This is a genomic window from Chryseomicrobium palamuruense (assembly GCF_042649045.1).
Lineage (GTDB): Bacteria > Bacillota > Bacilli > Bacillales_A > Planococcaceae > Chryseomicrobium > Chryseomicrobium palamuruense.
Genome location: NZ_JBHSEF010000029.1, coordinates 1 through 22,882, shown reverse-complemented (window position 1 = coordinate 22,882; position 22,882 = coordinate 1). Strand labels below are relative to the sequence as shown.

The 22,882-nt window shown below is 44.5% G+C and carries 28 protein-coding genes, 1 riboswitch and 1 other annotated feature; of the genes, 10 read left to right on the top strand and 18 right to left on the bottom strand.

The window, feature by feature from the left end:
• Positions 1-13 precede the first annotated feature (13 nt).
• Complete coding sequence (gene ribE, locus ACFO0S_RS14585) at positions 14-658, bottom strand: riboflavin synthase (protein WP_378142853.1); 645 nt, start codon at positions 656-658, stop codon at positions 14-16.
• Complete coding sequence (gene ribD / locus ACFO0S_RS14580; protein WP_378142852.1) at positions 592-1,752, bottom strand: bifunctional diaminohydroxyphosphoribosylaminopyrimidine deaminase/5-amino-6-(5-phosphoribosylamino)uracil reductase RibD; 1,161 nt, start codon at positions 1,750-1,752, stop codon at positions 592-594. Before ribD ends, ribE begins: the two co-directional genes overlap by 67 nt.
• A 126-nt stretch (positions 1,753-1,878) precedes the next feature.
• A riboswitch (FMN riboswitch) is annotated at positions 1,879-2,025 on the bottom strand.
• Positions 2,026-2,207: 182 nt separating this feature from the next.
• Between ribD and ACFO0S_RS14575 the strand changes: the two genes are divergently transcribed.
• Complete coding sequence (locus ACFO0S_RS14575; RefSeq protein WP_378142850.1) at positions 2,208-3,074, top strand: GNAT family N-acetyltransferase; 867 nt, start codon at positions 2,208-2,210, stop codon at positions 3,072-3,074.
• Here ACFO0S_RS14575 and ACFO0S_RS14570 read toward each other — a convergent pair.
• Together ACFO0S_RS14570 and ACFO0S_RS14565 are read right to left on the bottom strand one after the other, a co-directional pair.
• The gene (locus ACFO0S_RS14570) at positions 3,068-3,997 is read right to left on the bottom strand and encodes a phosphotransferase enzyme family protein (protein WP_378142849.1); all 930 of its coding nucleotides are present in this window, start codon (positions 3,995-3,997) and stop codon (positions 3,068-3,070) included. The two genes, ACFO0S_RS14575 and ACFO0S_RS14570, sit on opposite strands and share 7 nt — an antisense overlap.
• A 24-nt stretch (positions 3,998-4,021) precedes the next feature.
• Positions 4,022-4,471 carry an immunoglobulin-like domain-containing protein gene (locus ACFO0S_RS14565; RefSeq protein WP_378142848.1) on the bottom strand — a complete coding sequence of 150 codons (450 nt, stop codon included), beginning with the start codon at positions 4,469-4,471 and terminating at the stop codon, positions 4,022-4,024.
• Positions 4,472-4,592: 121 nt separating this feature from the next.
• Here ACFO0S_RS14565 and ACFO0S_RS14560 point away from each other — a divergent pair, with 121 nt between their 5' ends.
• A complete protein-coding gene (locus ACFO0S_RS14560) occupies positions 4,593-4,898 on the top strand; it encodes a hypothetical protein (protein ID WP_378142845.1) in 306 nt (101 codons plus the stop codon).
• Positions 4,895-5,239 (top strand): hypothetical protein, encoded by a 345-nt coding sequence (locus ACFO0S_RS14555; protein ID WP_378142843.1) that lies wholly within the window; start codon positions 4,895-4,897, stop codon positions 5,237-5,239. Before ACFO0S_RS14560 ends, ACFO0S_RS14555 begins: the two co-directional genes overlap by 4 nt.
• Positions 5,240-5,257: 18 nt before the next feature.
• On the opposite strand, the gene ACFO0S_RS14550 is transcribed toward ACFO0S_RS14555, so the two are convergent.
• The gene (locus ACFO0S_RS14550) at positions 5,258-5,716 is read right to left on the bottom strand and encodes a hypothetical protein (protein ID WP_378142841.1); all 459 of its coding nucleotides are present in this window, start codon (positions 5,714-5,716) and stop codon (positions 5,258-5,260) included.
• Between the two features lie 11 nt (positions 5,717-5,727).
• Positions 5,728-6,057: a hypothetical protein gene (locus tag ACFO0S_RS14545; protein ID WP_378142840.1), complete on the bottom strand. Its 330-nt coding sequence runs from the start codon at positions 6,055-6,057 to the stop codon at positions 5,728-5,730.
• 367 nt (positions 6,058-6,424) lie between these two features.
• Positions 6,425-6,662, top strand: a binding site (T-box leader).
• A 50-nt stretch (positions 6,663-6,712) separates the two neighbouring features.
• Between ACFO0S_RS14545 and ileS the strand changes: the two genes are divergently transcribed.
• Together ileS and ACFO0S_RS14535 are read left to right on the top strand one after the other, a co-directional pair.
• The gene (ileS, locus tag ACFO0S_RS14540; protein WP_378142839.1) at positions 6,713-9,805 is read left to right on the top strand and encodes an isoleucine--tRNA ligase; all 3,093 of its coding nucleotides are present in this window, start codon (positions 6,713-6,715) and stop codon (positions 9,803-9,805) included.
• Between the two features lie 842 nt (positions 9,806-10,647).
• Complete coding sequence (locus ACFO0S_RS14535; RefSeq protein ID WP_378142838.1) at positions 10,648-11,160, top strand: GNAT family N-acetyltransferase; 513 nt, start codon at positions 10,648-10,650, stop codon at positions 11,158-11,160.
• A gap of 4 nt (positions 11,161-11,164) precedes the next feature.
• On the opposite strand, the gene ACFO0S_RS14530 is transcribed toward ACFO0S_RS14535, so the two are convergent.
• Entirely contained in the window at positions 11,165-11,596 is a 432-nt protein-coding gene (locus tag ACFO0S_RS14530; protein ID WP_378142836.1) for a GNAT family N-acetyltransferase, read from the bottom strand.
• 103 nt (positions 11,597-11,699) lie between these two features.
• Positions 11,700-12,527 (bottom strand): hypothetical protein, encoded by an 828-nt coding sequence (locus tag ACFO0S_RS14525; RefSeq protein ID WP_378142835.1) that lies wholly within the window; start codon positions 12,525-12,527, stop codon positions 11,700-11,702.
• A 146-nt stretch (positions 12,528-12,673) separates the two neighbouring features.
• Between ACFO0S_RS14525 and ACFO0S_RS14520 the strand changes: the two genes are divergently transcribed.
• From ACFO0S_RS14520 to ACFO0S_RS14510, 3 genes are all read left to right on the top strand, one after another.
• The gene (locus ACFO0S_RS14520) at positions 12,674-13,132 is read left to right on the top strand and encodes a hypothetical protein (RefSeq protein WP_378142833.1); all 459 of its coding nucleotides are present in this window, start codon (positions 12,674-12,676) and stop codon (positions 13,130-13,132) included.
• 100 nt (positions 13,133-13,232) lie between these two features.
• Positions 13,233-13,709: a DinB family protein gene (locus ACFO0S_RS14515; RefSeq protein ID WP_378142831.1), complete on the top strand. Its 477-nt coding sequence runs from the start codon at positions 13,233-13,235 to the stop codon at positions 13,707-13,709.
• Positions 13,710-13,729: 20 nt separating this feature from the next.
• Positions 13,730-14,029, top strand: a complete 300-nt coding sequence (locus tag ACFO0S_RS14510; RefSeq protein WP_378142830.1) for a TIGR04104 family putative zinc finger protein — start codon at positions 13,730-13,732, stop codon at positions 14,027-14,029.
• Between the two features lie 23 nt (positions 14,030-14,052).
• Here the strand turns inward: ACFO0S_RS14510 and ACFO0S_RS14505 are convergent, their stop codons facing one another.
• Positions 14,053-14,583 (bottom strand): DNA topology modulation protein, encoded by a 531-nt coding sequence (locus ACFO0S_RS14505; RefSeq protein WP_378142829.1) that lies wholly within the window; start codon positions 14,581-14,583, stop codon positions 14,053-14,055.
• A gap of 275 nt (positions 14,584-14,858) precedes the next feature.
• Between ACFO0S_RS14505 and abc-f the strand changes: the two genes are divergently transcribed.
• The gene (gene abc-f, locus ACFO0S_RS14500; protein ID WP_378142827.1) at positions 14,859-16,319 is read left to right on the top strand and encodes a ribosomal protection-like ABC-F family protein; all 1,461 of its coding nucleotides are present in this window, start codon (positions 14,859-14,861) and stop codon (positions 16,317-16,319) included.
• Positions 16,320-16,370: 51 nt separating this feature from the next.
• Here the strand turns inward: abc-f and ACFO0S_RS14495 are convergent, their stop codons facing one another.
• Together ACFO0S_RS14495 and ACFO0S_RS14490 are read right to left on the bottom strand one after the other, a co-directional pair.
• Entirely contained in the window at positions 16,371-16,901 is a 531-nt protein-coding gene (locus ACFO0S_RS14495; protein ID WP_378142825.1) for a GNAT family N-acetyltransferase, read from the bottom strand.
• A 401-nt stretch (positions 16,902-17,302) separates the two neighbouring features.
• Positions 17,303-17,809: a GNAT family N-acetyltransferase gene (locus tag ACFO0S_RS14490; protein ID WP_378142889.1), complete on the bottom strand. Its 507-nt coding sequence runs from the start codon at positions 17,807-17,809 to the stop codon at positions 17,303-17,305.
• 94 nt (positions 17,810-17,903) lie between these two features.
• Here ACFO0S_RS14490 and ACFO0S_RS14485 point away from each other — a divergent pair, with 94 nt between their 5' ends.
• Complete coding sequence (locus ACFO0S_RS14485) at positions 17,904-18,188, top strand: hypothetical protein (protein WP_378142823.1); 285 nt, start codon at positions 17,904-17,906, stop codon at positions 18,186-18,188.
• 1 nt (position 18,189) lies between these two features.
• Here ACFO0S_RS14485 and ACFO0S_RS14480 read toward each other — a convergent pair whose 3' ends face one another.
• The 7 genes from ACFO0S_RS14480 to ACFO0S_RS14450 form a co-directional block, all read right to left on the bottom strand.
• Positions 18,190-18,684 (bottom strand): tetratricopeptide repeat protein, encoded by a 495-nt coding sequence (locus tag ACFO0S_RS14480; RefSeq protein WP_378142822.1) that lies wholly within the window; start codon positions 18,682-18,684, stop codon positions 18,190-18,192.
• Positions 18,685-18,742: 58 nt separating this feature from the next.
• On the bottom strand, positions 18,743-19,180 hold the full coding sequence (locus tag ACFO0S_RS14475; protein ID WP_378142821.1) for a hypothetical protein: 438 nt from the start codon (positions 19,178-19,180) through the stop codon (positions 18,743-18,745).
• A gap of 10 nt (positions 19,181-19,190) precedes the next feature.
• Positions 19,191-19,772, bottom strand: coding sequence for a GNAT family N-acetyltransferase (locus tag ACFO0S_RS14470; RefSeq protein ID WP_378142820.1), 582 nt, complete (start codon positions 19,770-19,772; stop codon positions 19,191-19,193).
• The gene (locus tag ACFO0S_RS14465; RefSeq protein ID WP_378142819.1) at positions 19,753-20,508 is read right to left on the bottom strand and encodes an alpha/beta fold hydrolase; all 756 of its coding nucleotides are present in this window, start codon (positions 20,506-20,508) and stop codon (positions 19,753-19,755) included. Before ACFO0S_RS14465 ends, ACFO0S_RS14470 begins: the two co-directional genes overlap by 20 nt.
• A 135-nt stretch (positions 20,509-20,643) precedes the next feature.
• Complete coding sequence (locus ACFO0S_RS14460) at positions 20,644-21,315, bottom strand: alpha/beta family hydrolase (RefSeq protein ID WP_378142818.1); 672 nt, start codon at positions 21,313-21,315, stop codon at positions 20,644-20,646.
• Positions 21,312-22,145, bottom strand: a complete 834-nt coding sequence (locus tag ACFO0S_RS14455) for a PP2C family serine/threonine-protein phosphatase (RefSeq protein WP_378142817.1) — start codon at positions 22,143-22,145, stop codon at positions 21,312-21,314. The genes ACFO0S_RS14460 and ACFO0S_RS14455 overlap by 4 nt, the downstream gene beginning before the upstream one ends.
• Complete coding sequence (locus ACFO0S_RS14450; protein ID WP_378142815.1) at positions 22,142-22,609, bottom strand: NUDIX hydrolase; 468 nt, start codon at positions 22,607-22,609, stop codon at positions 22,142-22,144. Before ACFO0S_RS14450 ends, ACFO0S_RS14455 begins: the two co-directional genes overlap by 4 nt.
• Positions 22,610-22,882 lie beyond the last annotated feature (273 nt).

The following is a 22,882-nucleotide window of genomic DNA, read 5'->3' as shown; positions in this document are numbered from 1 at the left end:
GCGTTCCTCCTGTTTAGACATAGCCATTTTGTTGTAAAAAGTCATGTGTCAGCTTCGATTTTGGCGATCGGCTATGTTCAGCTGCACCTAAAATGTATTTTCCAAGAATGTCGAACTCAAGATTTACTGAATCCCCAACCTTTTTCGCATGCAGAATAGTCATCTCTACCGTGTGCGGAATCAGTGAAATCATCAATTCTTGATGACTGAGTCCAAACACAGTCAACGAGACGCCATCTACACTAATAGAACCTTTCTGAATGACATATGGACGAAAGGCCTCTGGAAATTGAATGGTTAGTTGAACCGCGTTCTGATTCGTTTGGATGCTGGTGATTTCTCCGACGGCATCGCAGTGACCGGTTACGAAATGGCCACCGAATCGTCCGTTTGCAGCCATGGCTCGCTCAAGGTTCACGCGACTGCCAGTTGATAGCTCTCCGATGGTCGTCGCAGCAAATGTTTCCGGCATCACGTCCACGGTGAACTGACTGCTTGAAAATGAAGTGACGGTGAGACAGATTCCGTTGATGGCAATGCTGTCCCCGAGGCTCACATCGGATAAAATCTTTTGGGCGGCAATCGTCAAGGTCATTGATTCTCGAGAACGACTGACACGGGTGACGGTTCCAAGTTCTTCAATGATTCCTGTGAACATGTCACACTCTCCTTTCGTCTTGGAGTGGCTGTGATTTTAATATCAGGCCCTAGCTGTTCGATTTGGTCGAATGTAAGGGCATAGGCATCCAGAATAGACGCTATATTTGCACTACCGAAAATCGGTTTTGCGCTACCACCAAAGATGGTTGGCGCGATATAAAGGACCAGCTGTTGAAAAGCTTCCGCCTGTAAAAATGATGCCAATACTTCCGCACCGCCTTCTACTAAGACAGACTGAATTTGACGCTCGGCCAGGTCTTGTAGCACAGCAGAAACAGAGATGGTGTCGTCATCACACATGATGACCTCAATACCAGCTTCTTGTAGTTTAGCTTGTCTTTCTTTTGGAGCGCGGCGGGTCGTATAAATCCAGGTCGGCGCTTCTTTGTCTTGTACGATTTTACTAGTGATTGGAATAGTGAGCTCAGAATCGAGCACGATGCGAATGGGATTGTGTCCACCCCGGGGTCGTCGGGTGGTGAGAGAAGGATTGTCGTGAAGAATGGTGTGTTTGCCTACTAGGATGGCATCATTCTGATGACGAAGTGTGTGCGCATCTTCGCGTGCAGCTTGTGATGTGATCCATTTGCTTTCGCCTGTAGACGTGGCGATTTTGCCGTCCAGTGTCATGCCTGCTTTAAGCGTGACGAACGGAAGCTGGTTTTGAATGGAATAAAAAAATGAAGCATTGAGTTGTTTCGCGCGCTCCTCTTCGACGCCTACGGTTACAGAAATCCCGTGTCGCTCGAGATAAGCGATCCCTTTTCCAGCGACTAGCGGGTTAGGGTCCGTCGTTGCCACAACGACTTCTTGAATACCTGCATTTATGATAGCTTCCACACATGGTGGCGTCTTCCCTGTATGCGCGCATGGCTCAAGTGTCACGTATATCGTAGCGCCTCTTGCTTCCTCACCCGCCTGCCGGAGAGCATGGACTTCTGCGTGTGGGCCGCCCGCTTTTACATGAACACCGGTCCCGAGAATACTCCCGTTTTTAACCACGATGGCAGCCACAGACGGATTGGGACTAGTTTGCCCGCGCGTTGCTTCTGCTAAAGAAAGGGCAAGCTGCATATAGGCTTGATCTGTCATAACATACCTCCTTGGTAATTGTTTTGTTTTTGTCTTGCACAAAAATACCCCCACCTTTTTGAAAGGTGAGGGAGAAAAAAGCAGCACAAAAAAGCGTTCAAAAATCACATGATTTTTAAACATTGTGGTTTCCTTCTCCCATCCAGACTTTTACTGTCGGCTTTGGAGTTTCACCAAATCCACCGCTTTCTTTTCACAGAAACCGGGTCACGGACTAAGAGGCCTTGCCTCATCACCGCCGGTTGGGAATTGCACCCGACCCCGAAGGAAATCCTATTCACGCCTTAACTATAGCAAATTCTGAATCGGCTGTACACTACGCGAATTCGTTACACGATGAGAAGTATAAGGTAAAAATATAAAACTATTTATCATTTCCTTGTATAAGTAAATTATTTACACCCTCAAACTCTTTCTTCATACTAGTTGGTAGTACATCTATTAGGAGGCTACACATGACAACGTATCTCAGACTACTCCCTGAACAGCTCCCCGAAATAGCGGAGTGGATAGCAAACCTAAACAAACAGAACACGCATCATATTGGATTTTGTGGAACCGACGCTTCCGCTCTACTGAATGACTTTCAAGAAGACTTTATTCAGGACGAATTGACGACTCTCGTCGGTCAGTTCGAGCAAGATCAACTTGTCGGGTTAATCGGGTTTGATTGCGACGACGAGACAGCGGAAGTATGGGGACCTTTCCACCTGAATCATTCCGTATCCGACAGTGTGGCTTTGTGGCAGTTTGCACGAAACGAGTTTTCGGAGCTTCAAACGTTTCTCTTCTTCTTGCATGCGGAAAATACTGCCCAGCAACAAGTTATGTCCGAAATTCATGCTGATTTCCGCGGAAAACATTTGTATTATGTACGTCCACGTGATGGTTTTGATTCCTCTCGTGACTCTCTTACCTATGTGTTTCAAGATGCCGATCAAGAAGCTTTGCTGAAGATGCATTCTACTGAATTTCCGGATACCTATTATGACACACAGACGCTCATCAACCGAAGTACCTCTCCTGACCATTTGCTTCTAATGGCGAAGCTAGACGGAGCTTCTGTCGGGTATGCATACGTGGAGAAAGCGCCGGATGAACATTCTGCTCACCTGGAATACCTCGCCATTGCTCCTGCATTTCGTGGACAAGGACTTGGCTACCGCTGGCTAAGCGCTGTACTTGCAGAAGTATTTACTGATGAACGAGTTCAACACGTTACCTTGACCGTCAGCACGGACAATGAGGCCGCAAATCCACTCTACGAGAAAGTCGGATTTCAAAAAGAAAATGAGTTATGGTTTTATAAGCTAGGTCAGTGAGTATCTGCTTCCCTCAACAGTTGCAAAGTCTCTTTCAGAAACACATCCGGTTGATTGGCTTTTATCCCCGCCTCTATCCGGTCGTAGCGAAACGCTCGAATCAGCGCTTTCAGCTGAGGAACCACGGAGGACTCTTTTTCCGTCCATGGACGTATGCGTTGATAGGCGTCACAAAATAGAGTAAATCGTTCCTCTGGTGAAAGTATTCCTTGATACGGGGCGTGCCAACTATGATAGACGGCGACCGCCAAACATTCATTGATTAACACTTCATCACCCGCTAGATTAAAATCGAATAGACCAGTCAGTTTGTCGTTTTCGAACACCATGTTGTAATAACAGAAATCACCTTGCGTTGCAGCTAGCGGCAATTCACTCCAGATATTTTGGAGGTCTTGCCGGATATGGTGGTAGGCTGCTTCTACTTCCCGGAATAGAGGGTGCTCAGAAAAGGCATCACGGCATTCCCAAAAGCTTACTTCGTTTTCGTCATAGTCGCCAAGTTCCTCACTTGCGTTGCCACCAAAGAGACTCCATGTCGTACCGCGGTTGAGTTGAAGTTGATTTTTCAGACTAAAACGGTGCATCGTTCCCAGTGCAGTGGCGATTTCTGTGAGATGAGTGTCGGACACTTCCTCAATTTCCTCGCCTATGAGCTTTCGTTCGAGCGTGTAGACCACGTGATTTCTCTCAACCGTATAGTGTGATGAATCCATCTTCTCGTAGAAGGGCGTGGGGATAACCAGATTCAGTTGGTTCGTAAACGCACAGATTCGCTCTACCTCCTGCCGATCTTGCACTTCCCCTTTTAAAAGATACGCGTTCCCTTCCGCGTCTTGGCATGGCAGAATGGTTTTTTCGGTGCGCAGTGAGTCTCCCGTTACATCAATACTTGGACTCCACTCAAATAAAATATTCTTCATGGGCATCCCCTTCCTTTTTTCAGCTTATTCAATAGAGAATTCAACTGCCGAATTGTATTTCCGTCCGCTGTCTTCAACTCCAAATGACAAGATCAATCGGTAAGTTCCTTCAGAAAGTGTTCCGTACGGATAAGTCCATGTGATCTCTTTCTCATCGGTTTGATTCGCATTTAGAATATATCCGATGGCTGGCACATTATGTCCATCCGTTCCTTGATAAGGGACAACGTACCACTTCTCATTTATCGATTCCTCCAGAGTAAAGCCTTCGCCATACCAGAGATTTTCATCGGTATAGTTCGTCATTTTGATGACGACACCACTTGGAGACAATGTGTCATCAACGATTTCGAGAACTATATTCGTATTGGTATTCACATCTGGTATTTTCGATTCGATACGTTGTTCTCCGCAGGCACTTAGAAATACAAGTAGAAACAGCAAAAGCCAAATAAACGATTTCTTTAATTTCATTTATATATTCTCCTTCATAGTAAAGTTAAGTTCAAACTTATCAACATACACTATATTTTCCAATTTCTTCATGTTATTCTAAGTATAAACGTCTGAATAGACAAAACAAAGGGGAATTTAAATGAAGACGATTCTATTAGGTGGGGTCCTGACTTTAGCCGGTGCACTGTTATCTGGACTGATCTTAGTGAGTGCTGCTATAACTTCTTCTGGTATTGGCTCATGGTCAGGAAACAAATTGATGTATGCCATTTTTCAAGAGCAGCCGCTCAGTTTTGGATCGGTAGTCATTGGTGGTATGTTCCTCATCAGCGTGTTAATGTGGTTCGTCGGCGTTGTCATTTTATTTCAAGAGTGGTATTTGGAATGGGCGGAAGCTGCTGATGCCCAAAAAGTCACCTCCCCACTTTCGGAAGACGTGAAATGAATAAGGGACGGCTCGGGTTTGCCATTGTCGTTGTGGTACTTCTATTGTCCACTCTCTATCTTCTTAGAGATACCGTCATTGCACCAAGTCACCTTGCTTTCGAAGAAGTGTCATCTAATCCTGTCACTCTAAGAGTCGATTTCGTGGATAGTGCACTTTTAAATACGCATCATAAGGTTCGCAGAGAAGGCACAAGCATGTATGTCACTGTTTATGGAAATCTATTTTCATTGGATTCTTCATCTGGACAGTTTCACCTTGATAATCCAGAAGATGTGACGCATGTTTTTGTAGAGGACAGAAAAATCCATTCAGAAAAACTGATTTGGGAAAAGAACTAAATAAACGACCACTGTTTCCTATGGATTCAGTGGTCGTTTTGTAGTGGTCGTTTTCCGGTCATAAGAAATGAGCGCCGTGACAGCGGCGCTGATTAGAAACGCTGGAACCGTTGCAATCAGAAGCATATTCAGTAAGCGCTCTGTCGTTACGTCGTTCCACATCAGCCAAATCAAGCTAACAATAAAAGTGAACGCCATAATCGATCTGAGGAGTAAACGGGAAAGCTGCCAGTTCTTCAATATGTACATCGTAAAACCGATAAAGAAGAGTATGAGCAACAAGATAAGAGAACTATTCCAGACAACACCAATCCCAAAAGCGTTCATACCGGACAGTATGAGGAACCAGCTAAGCAAAAACAAACCGGCCACACCTATACTCATAACTATCCACGTTTTTCTTTGGACGAGTTTAAATAGTAGTGGGCTACTAAGCAAAGCGAGTATCGATAAGACAACAAGAGTATCTGTGAACATGAACACCCCCCTCACATACTAGTGATCAATAACAATAACAAATAAAAACCAAGTTGCCCCATCGACATAATCGCTAGCAAAATGCTCATCTTTTTATTGGTTTTCCATTCTTTTAAAGCACAGTAAAGACCGAATCCAATTAATATTAGCCAGCTCATATCCCAGAAATAGCGAAGGATTTCCTCTGGCAGTCGAGAATAGAGGTCGGACAAAAAGAGAACCCAGTGAACCGTTGTTATTGCCAACCATATGTACGTTAAGGGGTTTGGCTTTTGTCCTGCATCTAAAACAATCATGTAGACGAGGATAGCTAATAAAATAAAAATAAGTACGAAAAACATATAAAAAAAGTATAAGACTTCCCGCCTTTCATACATTATAAGACGGAACTTTACAAATTTTGTTACTGAAAATTAAAAATTGTTTTAATCCGGCTTCAAAAACTTATACGAAACCCAAATGATTCCTATGGTCAACACGACACCGAGCGCCACTAAACCAAGCAGTAAATTACCAACCATCATGCAACTTCACCCCTTTTTATGGGGTACGTAACAAATAGGAATAAGTTCCAACAAATGTGAGTGGTGACTCCAAGGGTTGTCCCATAACTTAAGTTAACTTGTTTCTTTGATACAACCCCTGGGGTTGCATCAAATAGGTTGACGAAACGAAAACGTGTGTTACAATCAATTTCAATAAAAGCATACAAATTCGTTGATGAGAAAGAGTAACGTTTCATTCTGTTCCCCAGAGAGCTGACAACTTGGTGAAAGTCAGTGTGCAGGTGTTGCGTGAAAATCCTCTCTGAGAAGCTCGGCTGAACCTGTTTTAAGCTGAGTCGGGAGTCCTCCGTTACAAGGAACACGTATGATTGTACGTTGCTGAGTGCTATTGAGCGGATCAATAGAATTAGGGTGGTATCGCGGATAACTCCGTCCCTTCTTGGGACGGGGTTTTTTTGTGTGTTTTTAGAACAAAAAAGGAGAGATGATGATGAAAAAATCAAGCAAATCAGAAACCGTTGTGGCACGTGAACAGCGGATTCGCGACCACTGGCAATTGAATAAGACATTTGAACAATCAGTCGACAACCGAAAAGACAGTCCCCCTTTCGTATTTTACGAAGGTCCGCCGACTGCAAATGGGCTTCCGCACGTAGGTCACGCATTCGGTCGCACAGTGAAGGATGTCGTTTCTCGCTACAAAACGATGCGCGGCTACTATGTGGAGCGCAAAGCCGGATGGGACACACATGGTCTTCCGGTCGAGCTTGGTGTGGAAAAGCAACTAGGCATCTCGGGTAAACAGCCGATTGAAGAATACGGAGTGGCTCCTTTTATCGAACGTTGTAAGGAGAGTGTGTTTACGTATGAGAAAAAATGGCGCAGCTTCACGGAGGAACTAGGCTATTGGGTCGACATGGATGATCCGTACGTGACCCTCGACAATGACTACATCGAGAGTGTCTGGTCGATCTTGAGTAAGGTCCATAAAGACGGACTTCTCTATAAGGGGCACCGCGTATCGCCGTATTGTCCGAGCTGCCAGACGACACTCAGTTCCCATGAAGTGGCACAAGGCTATCAAGACGTAAAAGATTTATCCGCCACTGTGAAATTTCCTGTCATCGGAGAAGAGAACACTTTCTTCTTAGGCTGGACGACGACCCCTTGGACACTTCCTGCGAATGTGGCACTTGCGGTTCATCCGGACTTGACCTACGCCGAGGTGGAACATGAAGGTGCAGTCTATATCGTAGCGAAAGCTCTTGTTGCGAAGTTGTTTGGTGACAATGCCCACATAACTAGACAACATCAAGGAGCAGAATTCGTTGGTAAGAAGTACGTGGCTCCGTTTGATTATGTCTCCATCGAAAAAGGACATGTCGTAGTTGCTGCTAATTTTGTCACCGATGACAGCGGAACCGGAATTGTCCACTTGGCTCCGGCTTACGGAGAAGACGATTATAAAGTCATCCAGGAAAACGAGTTATCTTTCGTAAATGTCGTCGGACTCGATGGCCGTTATACGGTAGAAGTGACGGATCTACAAGGGGTCTTTGTGAAAGATGCAGACGTCTCAATTATCCAGTTGCTCGCGAGTAAAGGGCTTCTGTTTCATAAAGAGAAATATGAGCATAGCTACCCACATTGCTGGCGCTGCGACTCTCCACTTCTTTACTATGCGACTGACAGCTGGTTCATCCGCATGACGGCCATGAAAGACCAGTTGATGGCTGCGAATCAGACGGTGGATTGGTATCCTGGGCACATTAAAGACGGACGCTTCGGGAACTTCTTAGAGAATGTGCTGGACTGGAACATTGGCCGCAACCGCTACTGGGGAACTCCACTTAACGTGTGGTCCTGCACAACCTGTCACCATGAAGTCGCCCCCGGAAGCGTGAAGGAAATCCGTCAGTTGTCTGAGCACCCTCTTCCGGAAGCGTTCGATTTACACAAACCGTTTATCGACGACGTGACGTTGGCTTGTCCGGACTGTTCCGGTTCCATGCAGCGAACGCCAGAAGTGATCGATGTGTGGTTTGATAGCGGCTCCATGCCGTTTGCGCAACACCATTATCCATTCGAAAATCAGGATACATTCGCTCAACAGTTCCCGGCAGACGTGGTCATCGAAGGAATCGACCAGACACGCGGATTCTTCTATAGCCTGCTGGCAGTATCGACGCTGATGACGGGTAAGGCACCCTATAAGAATGTTCTTTCCCTCGGTCACGTGCTGGACGAACATGGCCAGAAGATGTCGAAGAGTAAAGGGAATGCACTCGACCCAACTGACCTGATGCACCGCTTCGGCGCAGATTCGCTACGCTGGTCTTTCCTCGTCGACAGTTCGCCGTGGAACCCGAAACGATTTTCGGAAAAGATTGTACAGGATGCCAAGTCAAAAGTGATTGATACGCTCGATAACACATACAAGTTTTACTCGTTGTATGCGGGAATCGATGCTTTTCAATATGACGCAGCGAACACAGGCGAGCGCACTCTGTTAGACCGCTGGATTTTGTCGCGCTTGCACAGCACAATCAAAACGGTGGTCGCTGCAATGGATGACTATCAGTTCACGGCAGCCACGAGACAGATTGCGGCACTACTGGACGAGCTTAGCAACTGGTATGTGCGTCGCTCGCGTTCCCGCTTCTGGGTAAGCGGGATGTCAGAAGACAAACGGGCTGCGTTTTCTACTCTCTATGAAGTTCTAACGACCGTCACTCGTCTACTGGCACCATTTACGCCGTATGTAGCAGATGATTTGTATGAGAAACTGACGTCCTCGAGTGTTCACCTTGCCGATTATCCGGCATGTGAAGAAGCATGGATCAACTCGTCCCTAGAATCGTCGATGGCTCGAGTTCTTCAAGTTGTCGAGCTCGGCCGCAGCCTTCGAAACGCAACAAGTCTCAAGACCAAACAACCGTTAGCTCGCCTGGTTATTGCACTCGATGAGAAAGTATCTCTTGATGATGCGGCACTACGCATCGTAAAAGACGAACTGAACGTGAAACACGTCGAACGCACGCAAGCGCTCAACGACTTCTTCACACTGCAAGCGAAGGTAAATTTCAAAACAGCTGGAGCCGTCTTTGGGAAGCACGTCAATGCACTCAAACTTATGGTAGAAGATTTGCCGTCGATGGCTGTTCACGAGTTGTTGGCATCCGGTTCACTTGTCGTTGATTTGGAAGGCACAGAGTTTACCATACTGCCTGAACACGTGTTGGTCGAAAAAATTGTTCGCGAAGGCTTCGTGCTCGCTGAGGAATCAGGGGTCTCTGTGTTGTTAGACACCACGCTGACATCTGAACTCGTAGAAGAAGGGTACGTACGGGAACTGATTCGCGCGGTTCAAGACAAACGTAAGCAGTTGGATCTGCCTGTCGAGGTCTATGTGGACTTGTGGGTGGATGGTGCTGCTCATGCGACGGCTGTTGTGGAACGATTTGAATCGCTTCTTCGCCAGAATGTCTTGGTTCGTTCCCTGCATGTCGATGCGATTCCTGAAGAAGTACCTGTTGTTGAGGTAGCTTTCGGAGATAATGTGGTCGTGGTAGGAATTCAGTAGGCGTAAACTCGAATAAAAGATCAAGAAAGATTGTTCGAGGTGTCTCATTAGTACACTAATTTGAATGATTGTGACATTATTTTTGGTGATTGCGACACTGATTTGATTCATTCGTACATTATTTTTTCTGATTAGTACATTACTCGTATTATGGAAACTTTTATTGACACTCACAATGAGTATTTACAACTCATATTTGGTTAAGTGCTTGAATGCCAAGCCCTTACTAGCAAGATCTACCCCCACTCAGCGGGAATCTGTCAGTCTGAGCGAGCGTTCATGACGCAGCGGAACGGTTTCTTGGAACAAAACCGAGATTTGTAGGTACAGAACGGAGATTTCATGGCACAGAGAATCGATTTGTAGGAACCAACTGATTTTATGGAAACTAGTTAGTCTGTTAGAATCGATACACATTACAAAAGGTAGTTTCTCACATTCGAGAAACTACCTTTTCAAGTTTTGGCCAGGCCATATATAACCAACTCATTTCATTGAAAAAAGTTGGCATTTTATGCCTACAAAGAAATCTTTTCTTTCCAGTTCCGTTTCGTTTATCTTAATGGGCAATGCCACATGGAACAAGAGGAATAAATCGGACAACCCTACTATTGAATGGATTTATCAATGAAGTACCACATCATGGCCCACGTACATTTGCGAATGATACTTTTCACGCAACGACTGTTGTGGAACGATTTGAATCTTTCTTCGCTAACATGTACTGGTGCATTCTCTGTATGTAGATACACTTCCGGAAGGGGATCAACTTCTTTAGCGAGTATTTTTTTATTTGGTGCATTTGAGTATACTAAAGAAAACCTTGGAAATGAGGAATTATCATGACTGCACCAATTACTATTTACACGCTCGAAAAGGTTTCCTCTGATTTACCTGCTTTGACGGAATTGCTGATTGATGTTGTGAACGACGGGGCTTCCATCGGCTTCTTACCTGAATTGTCTTATACAGAGGCGGCAACGTATTGGCAATCCGTCTGTAATGAACAAACGCTCCTCTTTGTGGCAAAGCAACAGAACCAAATCGCCGGGACCATCCAGCTTCATCTGATAGCAAAAGCAAATGGTCTTCACCGCGTCGAGATTGCCAAGTTGATGGTCTCCCCTGCTTTTCGGAGGAGAGGAATTGCTCGACTATTGATGGAGCATGCAGAACAAGTCGCCTTTGACCTCGGCAAGACGCTGATTGTGTTAGACTCGCGCGAAGGAGATCCCTCGAACTTCCTGTATCAGTCTTTAGGATATACAGAGGTCGGGAAAATTCCAATGTATGCGAAGTCTGGCGACGGACAGTTTGATGCTACGGTGATCTACTATAAAGTGATTACACAATGATACATCAGCATAATTTTTTCACAAATCCTGTACTTTTTGGTTCGTATCCGATGGTTCTATAAAACTGGTGGGCTGCTTGTCGCTCAGTTCGGTTGCCACTATTGAGCACCATCCCAACTGCTCCGTGAGCAGTTGCCCAGTCTTCTGCTGTCTTCATCAGCTGTTGACCTACTCCCAATTTTCTAGACTGTGGGTCGACAACGAGCGCATTCACTCGACCATACACTCCATCTTGTTCAATTCCTAACACGAGCATGACGCTCACCATACCCACTACTTGCTTTTCAGTTTCTGCTACGAAAAGAACGTAATCGGCGTGGTGAGAAATTGCTTGATAACGTGCCGCAATCTGGTGTTGAGTAGTCGGATAGCCTAGATGGGTCATGAGTTCACTTAATATGTTGATGTCGGTGTCTTGTGCTTCTCGAATTATCATCGTTCAGACTCCTTTTGGTGGGTTGATTGAAACAACCCCAGGGCTTGTTTCATCATAAAGATAACTTGTTTCATTGGAATAAGCCCTGGGGTTGTAACTAAAATCACTGAATATCCATGACCCCATAATACATGGCCTTGCCTTGCTCCCACTCCGCTGAAACTTGGATGACGGCTGGACCGATGCCTTTCAAATCCTGAAGGGAAGTAATCGGCACCATGGCATCATCATCTGTCCAAAGTGTAAGGGTATAGGTCTGCGGTTTATACACAAAAATGATGTTCGTCATCTGGTTCATGTTAACTTTTGGTGGATTGGACAATGCGAGAACCTGCTCTATTGGAGCCATGGCTGCCTCCGCTGCAATTGAAAGCACCTCTCCTGTTCCTTTCTCTATATAATTCCACTGATAACTTCCTAGCCCCATGCGAACTGTTTCAGAACCGACTTGAAGCTCGAGTGTTGGTGGAGATTGCGTGGGATACCATCCCGCACCCACAGGCTCTTGTTTTTCGATTTCTTGAAACAGCGCTTCCATCATCTCTTTGACGTCCCCGTCCGCTAAATAATAGACATTTTCTACATAGTTCGGATAAAATTCGAAGGATTTGTCCCCGTCATTTGCCGTCACTCGGTAGACCCACCCGATTCGTTCTTCTTGGTTTGGGTCAGGTGTATAGGTGACACTGGCGATTTGCTTCATAAACTCATTTATGAGAATTGGATCCGTTGTGTCCTTCTTCTCTCCCGTACTTCCACTCTGGACTTCAAGCGCATCCACGTTCTCGAGTCCTGCATCTTGAATCATTTCAGAGAGCGACTGAGGCTCTAACTTGCTTACATCTGGTCTGTTGTCATTCGCTTGACTGCTCATACATCCGCTAAGCATCAAGACCATCAATATAATATTTAGCAGCCACCATTTTTTCATCTTCTCGCCTCTTCTCAGAGTAGTTCTTGCTAAGTAGACGAGTAGATCCTCCTTTCGTTACAATTTATTGGAAATGAGGGAACTTTCCCATTCAGCAGACACTCTTAGTAAGTAGAAAGTTATTTCTTTAGAAAGCAGGTGATCTCTTGTTTAAACGACAGGCTCTCAAATTTTTGGTTTCCGCTCTATTCTCTATTTCTATCATTTCTTTATTTTTCACTGTCTCAGAAAAAGAAGGATTTATCGCGTTCTTCCCGATGATGCTTTTCGTCTCGTATTTAGCGCTGCCGTTGATGCTTTTCTATGCCCTTCCTGTTTCTTTACTCAGTGACAAATGGACAAAGTCACTTTCTGAGCGAATGCGTATGGTAGCTTCTTTTCTTCTTCACTTAGGATTTGGTGGCATATTCGTCTTTGTCATCGGTCCTCTCTTTGAGCCGGACATGTTTTTCCAGGACTTCCCCGGATTTTGGCGAATGTACGAACTATTTTTCTTTGCAGCAGTATTTTCGTCCTTTTGCTTCTGGCTAATCGGGGAAGGTATGCGTTGTTGCGAACGGAGTAGTGTTAGGGATAAGGTTGAAGTTCTGTTAGATAAGCCATGAAGTAATTGGCTATTGATTATTTTTTGATTTATAGAGTAAACGATTATAATCGATTTATAGTAACAAATTGTCTAATCAATCTAATCTCACGAGGTGACCTATGGAATTCGCACGACCGATTGAATCATTAAAGATTTATAGAGAGTATTTGCTAGGGGTATTAGAAGATGTAACGGATGAACAGGCAAACGACATCCTCCCAGGATTCCGAAACACTATCCGCTGGAATCTTGGGCACATGTATGTGGACACGTACTTGTGGATCTATAGCCTAACAGGTGAGGAAGATGCACGTATTCAAGAGTGGAACACGTGGTTTGGCTATGGCACGACTCCGGAAAATTTCACGGACGCCACACCAAGTTTTGAGGAACTTAAGCAATTACTGATTGATCAATTTTCCGATTTACAAACAAGATATGGTTCACGACTTTCTGAAGTATTCCCTCCTACAAAGTATGAAGGGTACACGACAATCCAAGATGTCTTTTTACGCATTGCCTTTCACGACGGGCTCCATTTTCAAACCATCCTTCATTTGAAACGATTTCTCTCGCATGATAAGGTGAGCGAATAAAGATTAGGGGGTGCTCTCCAATGCCAATTTGTCAAAACTGCGGATATACATGGAGCTATGCAGAGACCTTGAAACGATCGTTTACCCTAACCAGCTATATGCGTTGCCCAAATTGCGAAGCGGCCCAGTTCCAGACAGCTAAGTCACGCAGAAGCACTGCCTTACTTACAGCCACCAGCATTGTTCTTATCATGGGATTCACTATTTTATTTGACCCCACTTTGTACTCATTCGCCCTCTTTTGCATTGCCTTAGTGTTGATGATCACTACGTATCCGCGACTTATTAAACTGTCGAAAGCGGAAGAGCATTTGTTTTAGGTACTGATTTTAAAGCACAGACTTTACGAGGTCTGTGCTTTCTGTGTGTGCTTCAATTCTTTTAAAAACCGCTCCACTTCCCTCGGCTTCCGAAAATGGATCACCTGCTTTTCTTCCGGAAGATCGGCTAATCGTTTCCGGATGTGAGGCGTTTTCTGTTCGGGAAAGTTCCATATGTATTTGAAAAATTCGAGGTCAAAGCGTTCTGGACAGCCTTCCGCCATATCCGGGCGTACACGATTTCGGTAGGTAATCACCCGCTTAAAGGCCCGTGTGATACAAATGAGACGGTGAAAATCGAGAAAAAGGATTGTGTCTGCTTCTTTCATCCGTACATCGAATGTTTCCCCGTAATTCCCATCGATGATCCACTCTTCTTTAGTTACTACTTCTTGTGCTAGAGCGCGCTGCTCCTCCTTCGGCACCTCTTCCCAGCCCGGACGCCAGTTCAACTGATCGAGATGAAAAAGTGGCAACTTTAAGATGTTGGCCAGTTCTCTTGCCAATGTCGATTTTCCGGACCCACTGGATCCAATGATGATTATTTTTTTCATATGTTCCTCCTTCATTTGAAAAAATTGGGTTGTTTTTGTATACTCAGTGTATCGCACAAGAAGGGATGATGAATGGTCGATGATTTCTTAATTCTATTTTACACGTCAAAATGTATACGCATTTTCACGAAAAATAGGATGAGTCTGACCATTTATAGCCCTTTACGGTCCCGTAAAGTTTATTTATGTTCGCATACTTTTCCTTCCACCTACTTGTGGAAGGATTTTTTTGTAGAATGCGTGTGCATGCAACTCAATGACTAGGAGGTTTTTGCATGCCCATTGAACTGAAACACGTAACATTTACTTATGACTTATTAGATACACCTTTATTTCAGGGTGTGTCCCTTACGCTCGACACTTCTTGGCGACTCGGTCTTGTTGGACGAAACGGACGTGGGAAGACCACGCTATTGAAACTCTTCATGCAGCAACTTGCGTACGAAGGAGACATCTTCACGGACAATGAGTTTGTCTACTTCCCTCTTCCGATTGCGAATCCGGAGCTTCCTGTCTATTTGGCCATTGATGCGGTGTTCCCCACGGAGCAGTGGAAGCTTGAGCGAGAGTGCCAGTTACTTGGAATGGATAAAGGCATTCTGTGGCAGCCATTTTCCCAGCTCTCCGGTGGAGAACAGACGCGAGTCATGCTGGCTGCGCTATTTTGTGAAGAGAACCGATTTGCCTTGCTCGACGAACCGACCAATCATTTAGATGGTAACGGACGTTCCCAACTTGCTACGTATCTACAAAAAAAGCGCGGATACATCGTGGTGAGTCACGACCGTCACTTTTTAGACAGTGTGATTGACCATGTGCTGGCAATTGAACGAAGCCAAGTCGTCTTGTATCACGCCAATTTTTCAACGTACGAAGCACAAAAAGCGCATCAGGATCATTTTGAACTGGACCAAAACCACGCATTAAAATCGGAGATTACCCGCATTGAGAAATCCGCTCGTGAAAAATTCAATTGGGGACTTGAAAGAGAAAAGCCTTCAGGAAACGACCCATTTGGCAATGCGGTTGCGAAGCGGATGATGAAACGCGGGAAAGCCATCGAAAAGCGAAATAACGCAAAAACCGAGGAAAAGAAAAAGCTCTTGAAGAATATCGAAAAAATAGATGACTTGACCATTCAAGTTCTAACCAGTCATCGCAATCCTGTCATGCGGGTGAAAGATTTCACTGCATCTTACGGCAACACGCCTCTATTCGAACCTGTCTCCTTTGAGCTCTATCAAGGCGAGCAACTCGCATTGGTTGGCCCGAACGGTTCCGGTAAAACGACGCTCATGAATCATTTTCAAACGAAAGACGCACGAACGTATCAAACAGGTGAAATCATCATGCCGCAAGGACTTTCTATTAGTCACGTTACTCAAACGGCCACTCATTCCGGGACACTTGATGCGTTTGCGGACACGCATGGCATTGATTACACATTGTTCTTGAACAACCTGCGCATTCTCGGATTCACACGGGATGTATTTCAGGTTCCCATCGAAGCCATGAGTGAAGGACAAAAGAAGAAAGTCGAATTTGCGAAGTCTCTTGGTACATCCGCAGAGTTGTATTTGTGGGATGAACCACTCAATTATTTAGACATCTACAATCAACAGCCAATTGAGAAAATGATAGCTACGTATCATCCAACTCTGCTCTTTATCGAACATGATTTGGCTTTTGTGGAACGGGTTGCGACGCGTGTAGTTGAACTAAAACCGATACATTAAAATATCCCCATGGATGGACTTCGCTACAAAAAGTCCTTCCATGGTTTTTTATTATTCGTCGAACGTAGCAGGATACTTCACCGTGCCTCTAACGTTTGACAGTGCATCTTTTTCTAATTCTACGGCCATAAAGTATGCGTCACCTACACGAAATGGCGACTGTACCCCAAAACGGCTCGCTGGCACAAACCCAAACTTCGGATAATACGCCGGATGCCCTAGTAAGACAATGGATGAAAAACCTAAATTCTTCGCCCGCTTCATGGCTTCTTGAATCAGCGCACCCCCTATTCCTTGCTTCTGATATGCCGGTGAAATAGATACAGGTGCTAGAGCGAGCGACTCCCACTCTTCGGTGTCCCCTACAATTTGAACTTTCGATAATAAAATATGACCGACAAGGTTTCCTTCTGTCTCCGCAACGAGAGATAGCTCTGGAATAAATTCAGCAGATTGGCGAATGCGTCGAACCAAATGATGTTCTTGCTGATCACTGAATTCCTCCCCGCGGAACGCTTCTTCCACTATCGCTTCTGTGGATTCATAATCAGTTGTTCGTTCTTCACGAATGGTGTACTTCATTACCTTTTCCTACTTTCATGGTTTGATAGATGCCAAGTGTTTTTCCCGCTACTGCTTCGAATGTCACTAAGATGACGACCTATTTTAAATCCATTCCCGAACTTGCGTTGAAGTATGTTCTGCAGGAATAGGATTGTGGTTAGGAGGAAGCTGGTAAGAAAACTAACCCCTATGAAAAATTCGATTACCTTTTTATTGTGTTTTCTTTTTTCACCTTTGTTGAAACTTTTTTCTATAAACACCGGTCTATTTGAAGAGGAAGGCACGTTCTGTGAATATCCAGATGATGTTTTACAGCTTCTGAAACTGGAAGAATTCATCCATGAAATAGCACGCAACACAGAAGAGTATCAACAGTTGCCCGACTCCAGGGGATATTATGAATAACCTCATTCCATAAGCTAGCTGTTTTCTGTTTTGTTGAGACTCAAGTGCATGATATGCTGAGGTCCCTTAGGTCCCACGAATACTTCTCCATGGTCAATAAACCCTAGCTTTCGGTAGAGACTAGCGGCTACGATATTGCCCTGATTCACTCCCAGAACAATTTCATCCACATGTGGATATCTTTTTCTAACGAAGTCGGGAAGTTGATGAAGGGCTGCTTTCGCATACCCTTTTCCCTGGTGACGATAGTCAATGGAAAACGCGGTAAGTAACTTTGCATGGGTATTCGCCGAATACTTTTGCAGTTTCTTCCCTTCTTCTAGAGCAAAGTAACCGATGGGCTCTTCATTATGTAAAATGACCACATGACAAGCGGACGCCTCGACAAGTGGGCTATTTATTTTTTCCACAGGAAGACTTGTAAATTCTCGCTGTTCATCCGGGATGTCTATTTGAGTCAAGACCTCGTAGTGCATAGGTTGATAGTCAACCAGTTGAATCGTTGTACTTTCATTCATCATGGACACTCTGTTCGCCTCTCTCTCAAGTCTGTAATTGACTCTGTGTTGTTGTTTAATTTTCCAAGTGCTACCATTATAGAAAGGAGATTATCTTGTGAAAAAGTCTTTCTCGTTACTCTCTATTATCTTCCTGCTACTTGGCTTTAGCATCATCATCTCCATGTTTCAAGGAAATACGTGGTTCCGGACGCTGACATTTCAGACCACTGGCATGTCATATATAGTCCTTCATTTCATGTATAGCGTGTTTGCGACCCTATTTGCTTTCCTGAGCCCGAAGAGCCCGTATAAAGCAATTCTCATCGGATTAAGCATTCTTCTTTTGCTCATTACAGGAGTGATTGCCTTTATTGGTATTTTCGGATTCCAGTCGCCCTAAATTAGGACTTCCAGGTCTCGTCCAGATGCTCCGCGTAAAAGGACAAGGCAGGTGCATAATCTTTTACACCTTGGTCACTGGTGGTATCAATGAGTGTTTTTAGTAGTAGCTGGATGGCCTGGTTATGCTGACCGAGATTATAAAGTGTCATCGCATAGAACGTGCTTAGGGCTTGATGATTTGGAAACTTCGTGAGTGCCTCTTCAAATATTCGCTCTGAGTCTTGGTACTCACCAAGTGCACGGTACGTGCTCCCCAGCCCTAGATATGCACGTTGAAGATCATCTTCTTGAAGGCCTCCTTGAATCGCCGCTTCGTAATGGGGAACCGCCTTCGCTTCCTCCCCCAGAACGTCATAGCTCCACGCGCACTGGTACTGAATATAGGCATCTGTCAGATTCGTGTCGGCAAGGTGCTTTAGGAGTTCGTTCGATTCCTCATACTTCTTTTCCGCTCGAAGTGCTATCGCACGTTGTACTTCATTTGTTACTGTCATCTCGTTACATCCTTTTTTCGCAAATTTCCATTTATATGTTGAGCTCATGTCTTTTCATTTACTTCTTACAACAAAAAATAAATGAGTGTGATTGTTCGTCCGCCAGTTGATCTTCCCAATCCCCAAATACTTGGACTTCTGAGAAGCCAACATCTTTTAGTGAGGCAATGAGTTCTTCGTAGGTACGAAACTTAAGCTGCATTTTGTTATGTAAGAGGGTCTCTCCGGTTTCTACAAATTTTACGGTTTCATAGAACGTAAAAATACTGCCGTTCATTCCGTCGTAATCTGTCCAAATCTCAAGGTCTTCTCCGGTTTCAGGACGTTTTGCTTTATCCGGCGTGAGATCCTGTTGCCAATCTTCCCAAACTTTTCTTTCTGGGTTTCTTGTATCAAACACCAACTGACCGTTTGGCTTTAAACCCTGATAGATTGCTCGAAGCGTCTCAACCCAACTTTCTTCTGTTAAAAACACCTGCGCGACATTGGCTGTCATGACAACAAAATCATAGGACTCGTGTTTCAGCTTTTGGCTGTCTCCTACAACCCAGTCGATCTAGTGTGTGCGTGCATGGCTGCCCGTCTTCTGTTTCAACCAGGAGCTTTTTGTCCTGTATGCCTTTGATGACGACGTCTTTTCCGAGTCGGTGCTCTACACCGAACACATCGTAGGTTTCCAAGAGCAATTCAAACCCCAACTTTCTGTAAAAGTTGTTGGCTGACTCATCCCCACGTGTATAGAGTTCAATAAATTCAATAGGTGTCTGTTTTAATTCTTCTAGTGCCTTGTCATAAAGTTGTTGACCAATCCCTCTTCCCTGATAATCCGGATGGACCGCTATGACACTTAAAAAAGCACCGAGTCCTTTCGCTAAAAAGGATGTTTGTATTTCTTCGGTGTCCAGTACCATATCGAGAATTCCTACGACCATGTCATCTTCAATAGCCAGTAATTCAATTGTGGGTCTACCATCAAACATAGGCTTTGAGGTTTTGACATCTTCGTACATGGACGTATGTAAATAAGCGAGCACTCTGCAACGCAGCCACCCTTCTTCGTACTGTGGTTCATACTTTGTGATTTTCATGAGTTGTCTCCTTCAATCTTGGTGTGGTAATAAACTTCACGAGTAGTCTCTTCAGTACTTCTGGTTTACTGAGCCAGAGATAATGTCCTGCTCCTTCGACTACTGTGTAGTTCGCATGAGGGACAAGCTTGGCAAGTTGCTGAATTGGCCATGAGGGGCGGATGTCCTCCCCCGCTACTACAAAGAGCGTCGGCACATCGAGTTTTGCAAGATTGTTCAACAAGTCCGGATGTTTAATGAAGTCTCTCCACGAAGTGAGGAGGCTTCTATGTACATCTTTGTTTAGAGGGTAAAGAAATTCAGGTAATCTTTCGCCCTGTTTTTGTCTATTTGCTACGTAAGCTTCTTTCCAGTCACGATCATTTTGAATGCCTGTCCCAGCCAAGGAAAGAAAGCCGTGAAGTGCATCAGGATACTTGAGTGCGTACGCCAACCCCAAGTCCGCTCCCCATGAATGACCAACCACGGTCCATTGACTAAATCCGTAATACTTACGAATTACCTCTATATCGCATAAGCATGCTTCTATAGTAAAGGTTGTCCCGTCTTCAGTTGACCGCCCGCAACCGCGTGGATCAAACTGAATGACCTTGCAGTCATCAACTAGTAGATCTGCCACGGCGTCCATATAATCTGCCGCTCCTGGCCCGCCACTTACGAGTAAGACAGGAAAGGTTCCTGTGCCTGTTTGCTTTGTCCAAATCGTTGCCCCTTCAACTTCTATCCATGTCTCCATTTCCATGCTCCTATCTCTCCAGTGCCATGTCACGAACAATTCACTGTGCTGCTTCTAAAACATCCTTTGCGATAAAATGAGGGGAAATTCCCGTTAAAAGAACCAGCACGTTCGAGAAATACCACCTTCATCCAATCATCCTTTTTTCGTCTTGGATACAACCTCGTGTATGTACTGAATTACGGACTTCATGGTGTCGATAGAGACCATCGTATTTCCTTCTATTTCTAATCCATGATTGGCTCCTGGAATCACGCGCGACTGGACATGTTCACTTGTCAATTGGTCTAGCTTTTCTTGTTCATATACGAAATCTTGATCACCTATAATGACGAGCGAGGGTACACGGGAAGCTTGAATAGACTCGCATACGCGTTCTTCGTTCAGTAAAGGAGTCAACCAAATTCCACAAACGGTTGTATCCGTTTGAAATCCCTCTTTCCAGCCAAGTGCCATGGGAATCGTGCCAATCGACTTACTGAACCAAATCACCTGATCATATGATTGTTCTTGAAGAAATGATTGCACAATTTCGTTAACATCTTCATACATCCACTGGTCTTGCTGCGCATGGGAACTCGAGTTGAATGCTTCATTTTCTGAGTAATCGTAATTGATATGAAGAATGTCCACCCCCTGATTACGCAATGCACTGGTCGCATAGTGGAATAGCGGTCGCTGGGTGGTATAGCCTTTTCCCGGAAGCATGATACATAGCACAGACGATGGCTGTTCTTCATGTATCCATTGGGTTGGAATTGTAGACTTGCGCGCTGTCGTGTAGACATTTTTTATCATCTGATTCATTTTTGTTCTCCTTTTGATTGATTCCCTGCATAGTCAGCAGAAAATGTATTCTCTACTTCCCAATAAACAAGCGTAGCGCTATCTTTCCCATTGCTGTTGTGTACATGTTGTAGAATAGTCGAAACGACTGACTCTAAATTTACTGATGATGATTGCTGTATTAACTTATAGAGTTCACGAGAATTCTCCAATTGTCGATTTGCACACTCAATCACACCGTCTGTCACTACCAGTAACTGATTCTTTCCAGGTCGCAATTCTACTATACCGGAAGAATAACCTGGGACGTTTCGCTCGAAAGTATTGACCTTCCCAATCCATTCATAGAAATGCCGTTGGTTCACTGTATATTGCCCTAACTGATGAAGTTCGGGATGAAAAACGTAAGCTAGACAATCCCCAATCAAAAGCCACCAAAAATAATTTTCTTTCCGGATAGCTAATAAACATGCTGCTTCACCGGTTACTTGTCTGCAAGATTCTTTAAACTCCGCGGATTGAAAAATTGTTAATATGTACTCCTCCATTTTTTTCAAAGCAATTGACACAGGTTCATTTAGTATCGCTTCTATTTCGTGTTCTCGATGAGCCAGTGTTGTCACAATCAATTGAGTACTCTCGTCGGAATCGTGACCGTCCACAATGACGACCAACTCCCAATCGGGCCCATTGAATACAACACATCCGTCTTCATTTTTGTAAGCGCCCGCTCGACTATTTCCTCCATACCTGCCTATAACGATCTCATTCACTAAATCGATTTTCATGACATCAATGTACGGGTGCATACTTCCCCACCACACCAATTGATCACTTACTTGCTTTTTCATATTCTCCCCTCATTCGAGTAAACAGACAGATACTTCTCAATCACTAGCCGATCTGGAGGACTGATGGTTTCAGGCAAACTTTCTAATGAAAAGAACCGTAATTCACTGGCTTCATTTTCATCAGCTCTTAGCTTTCCTTTGTAGTCTCGACAGATGTAAGCAGTCACAACGTTATAAACTTCATCCCCATGAGGGTACTGATAATAAAAATCTTTTCCCGAGAACGTCATAAAGAGGTCGAGTTGTTCTGGAACGAGCCCTGTCTCTTCTTTCATTTCACGGATAGCCACTTCCTCCAGACTTTCCCCAAGGTCCATGGAACCTCCGGCGAGCCCCCAATTGCCATTATCTTTTCGCAACTGCAAAAATAACCGGTCGTCCTCATCAAAAATAAGTACGCATGCCCCCACCATGATGAGCGGTGCAGTCCCCACATATTTACGCAAATTTTGTATGTACCCCATGACTCATTCCCACTTTCATAATATTCCATCTTTTTATTATATCGTTAACTAAAAAGAGATGGAGAGAATTGTTGGATTCTTTCCATCTTCTCACTATTTTTATTAGTAGTCGTTGCTATTCTGTAATTCAATAGCTCGCTCTGGCGTAATCAGCATGGCTGGTGAAATCATAACAAAAAATAATCCTAAGAAAAACATAAATGTAAGCGTCAAATAGTGAACACGTTGTTTCTTATAAAAGAAAATGCCATGCAAAATTTGATTTTGCATGGC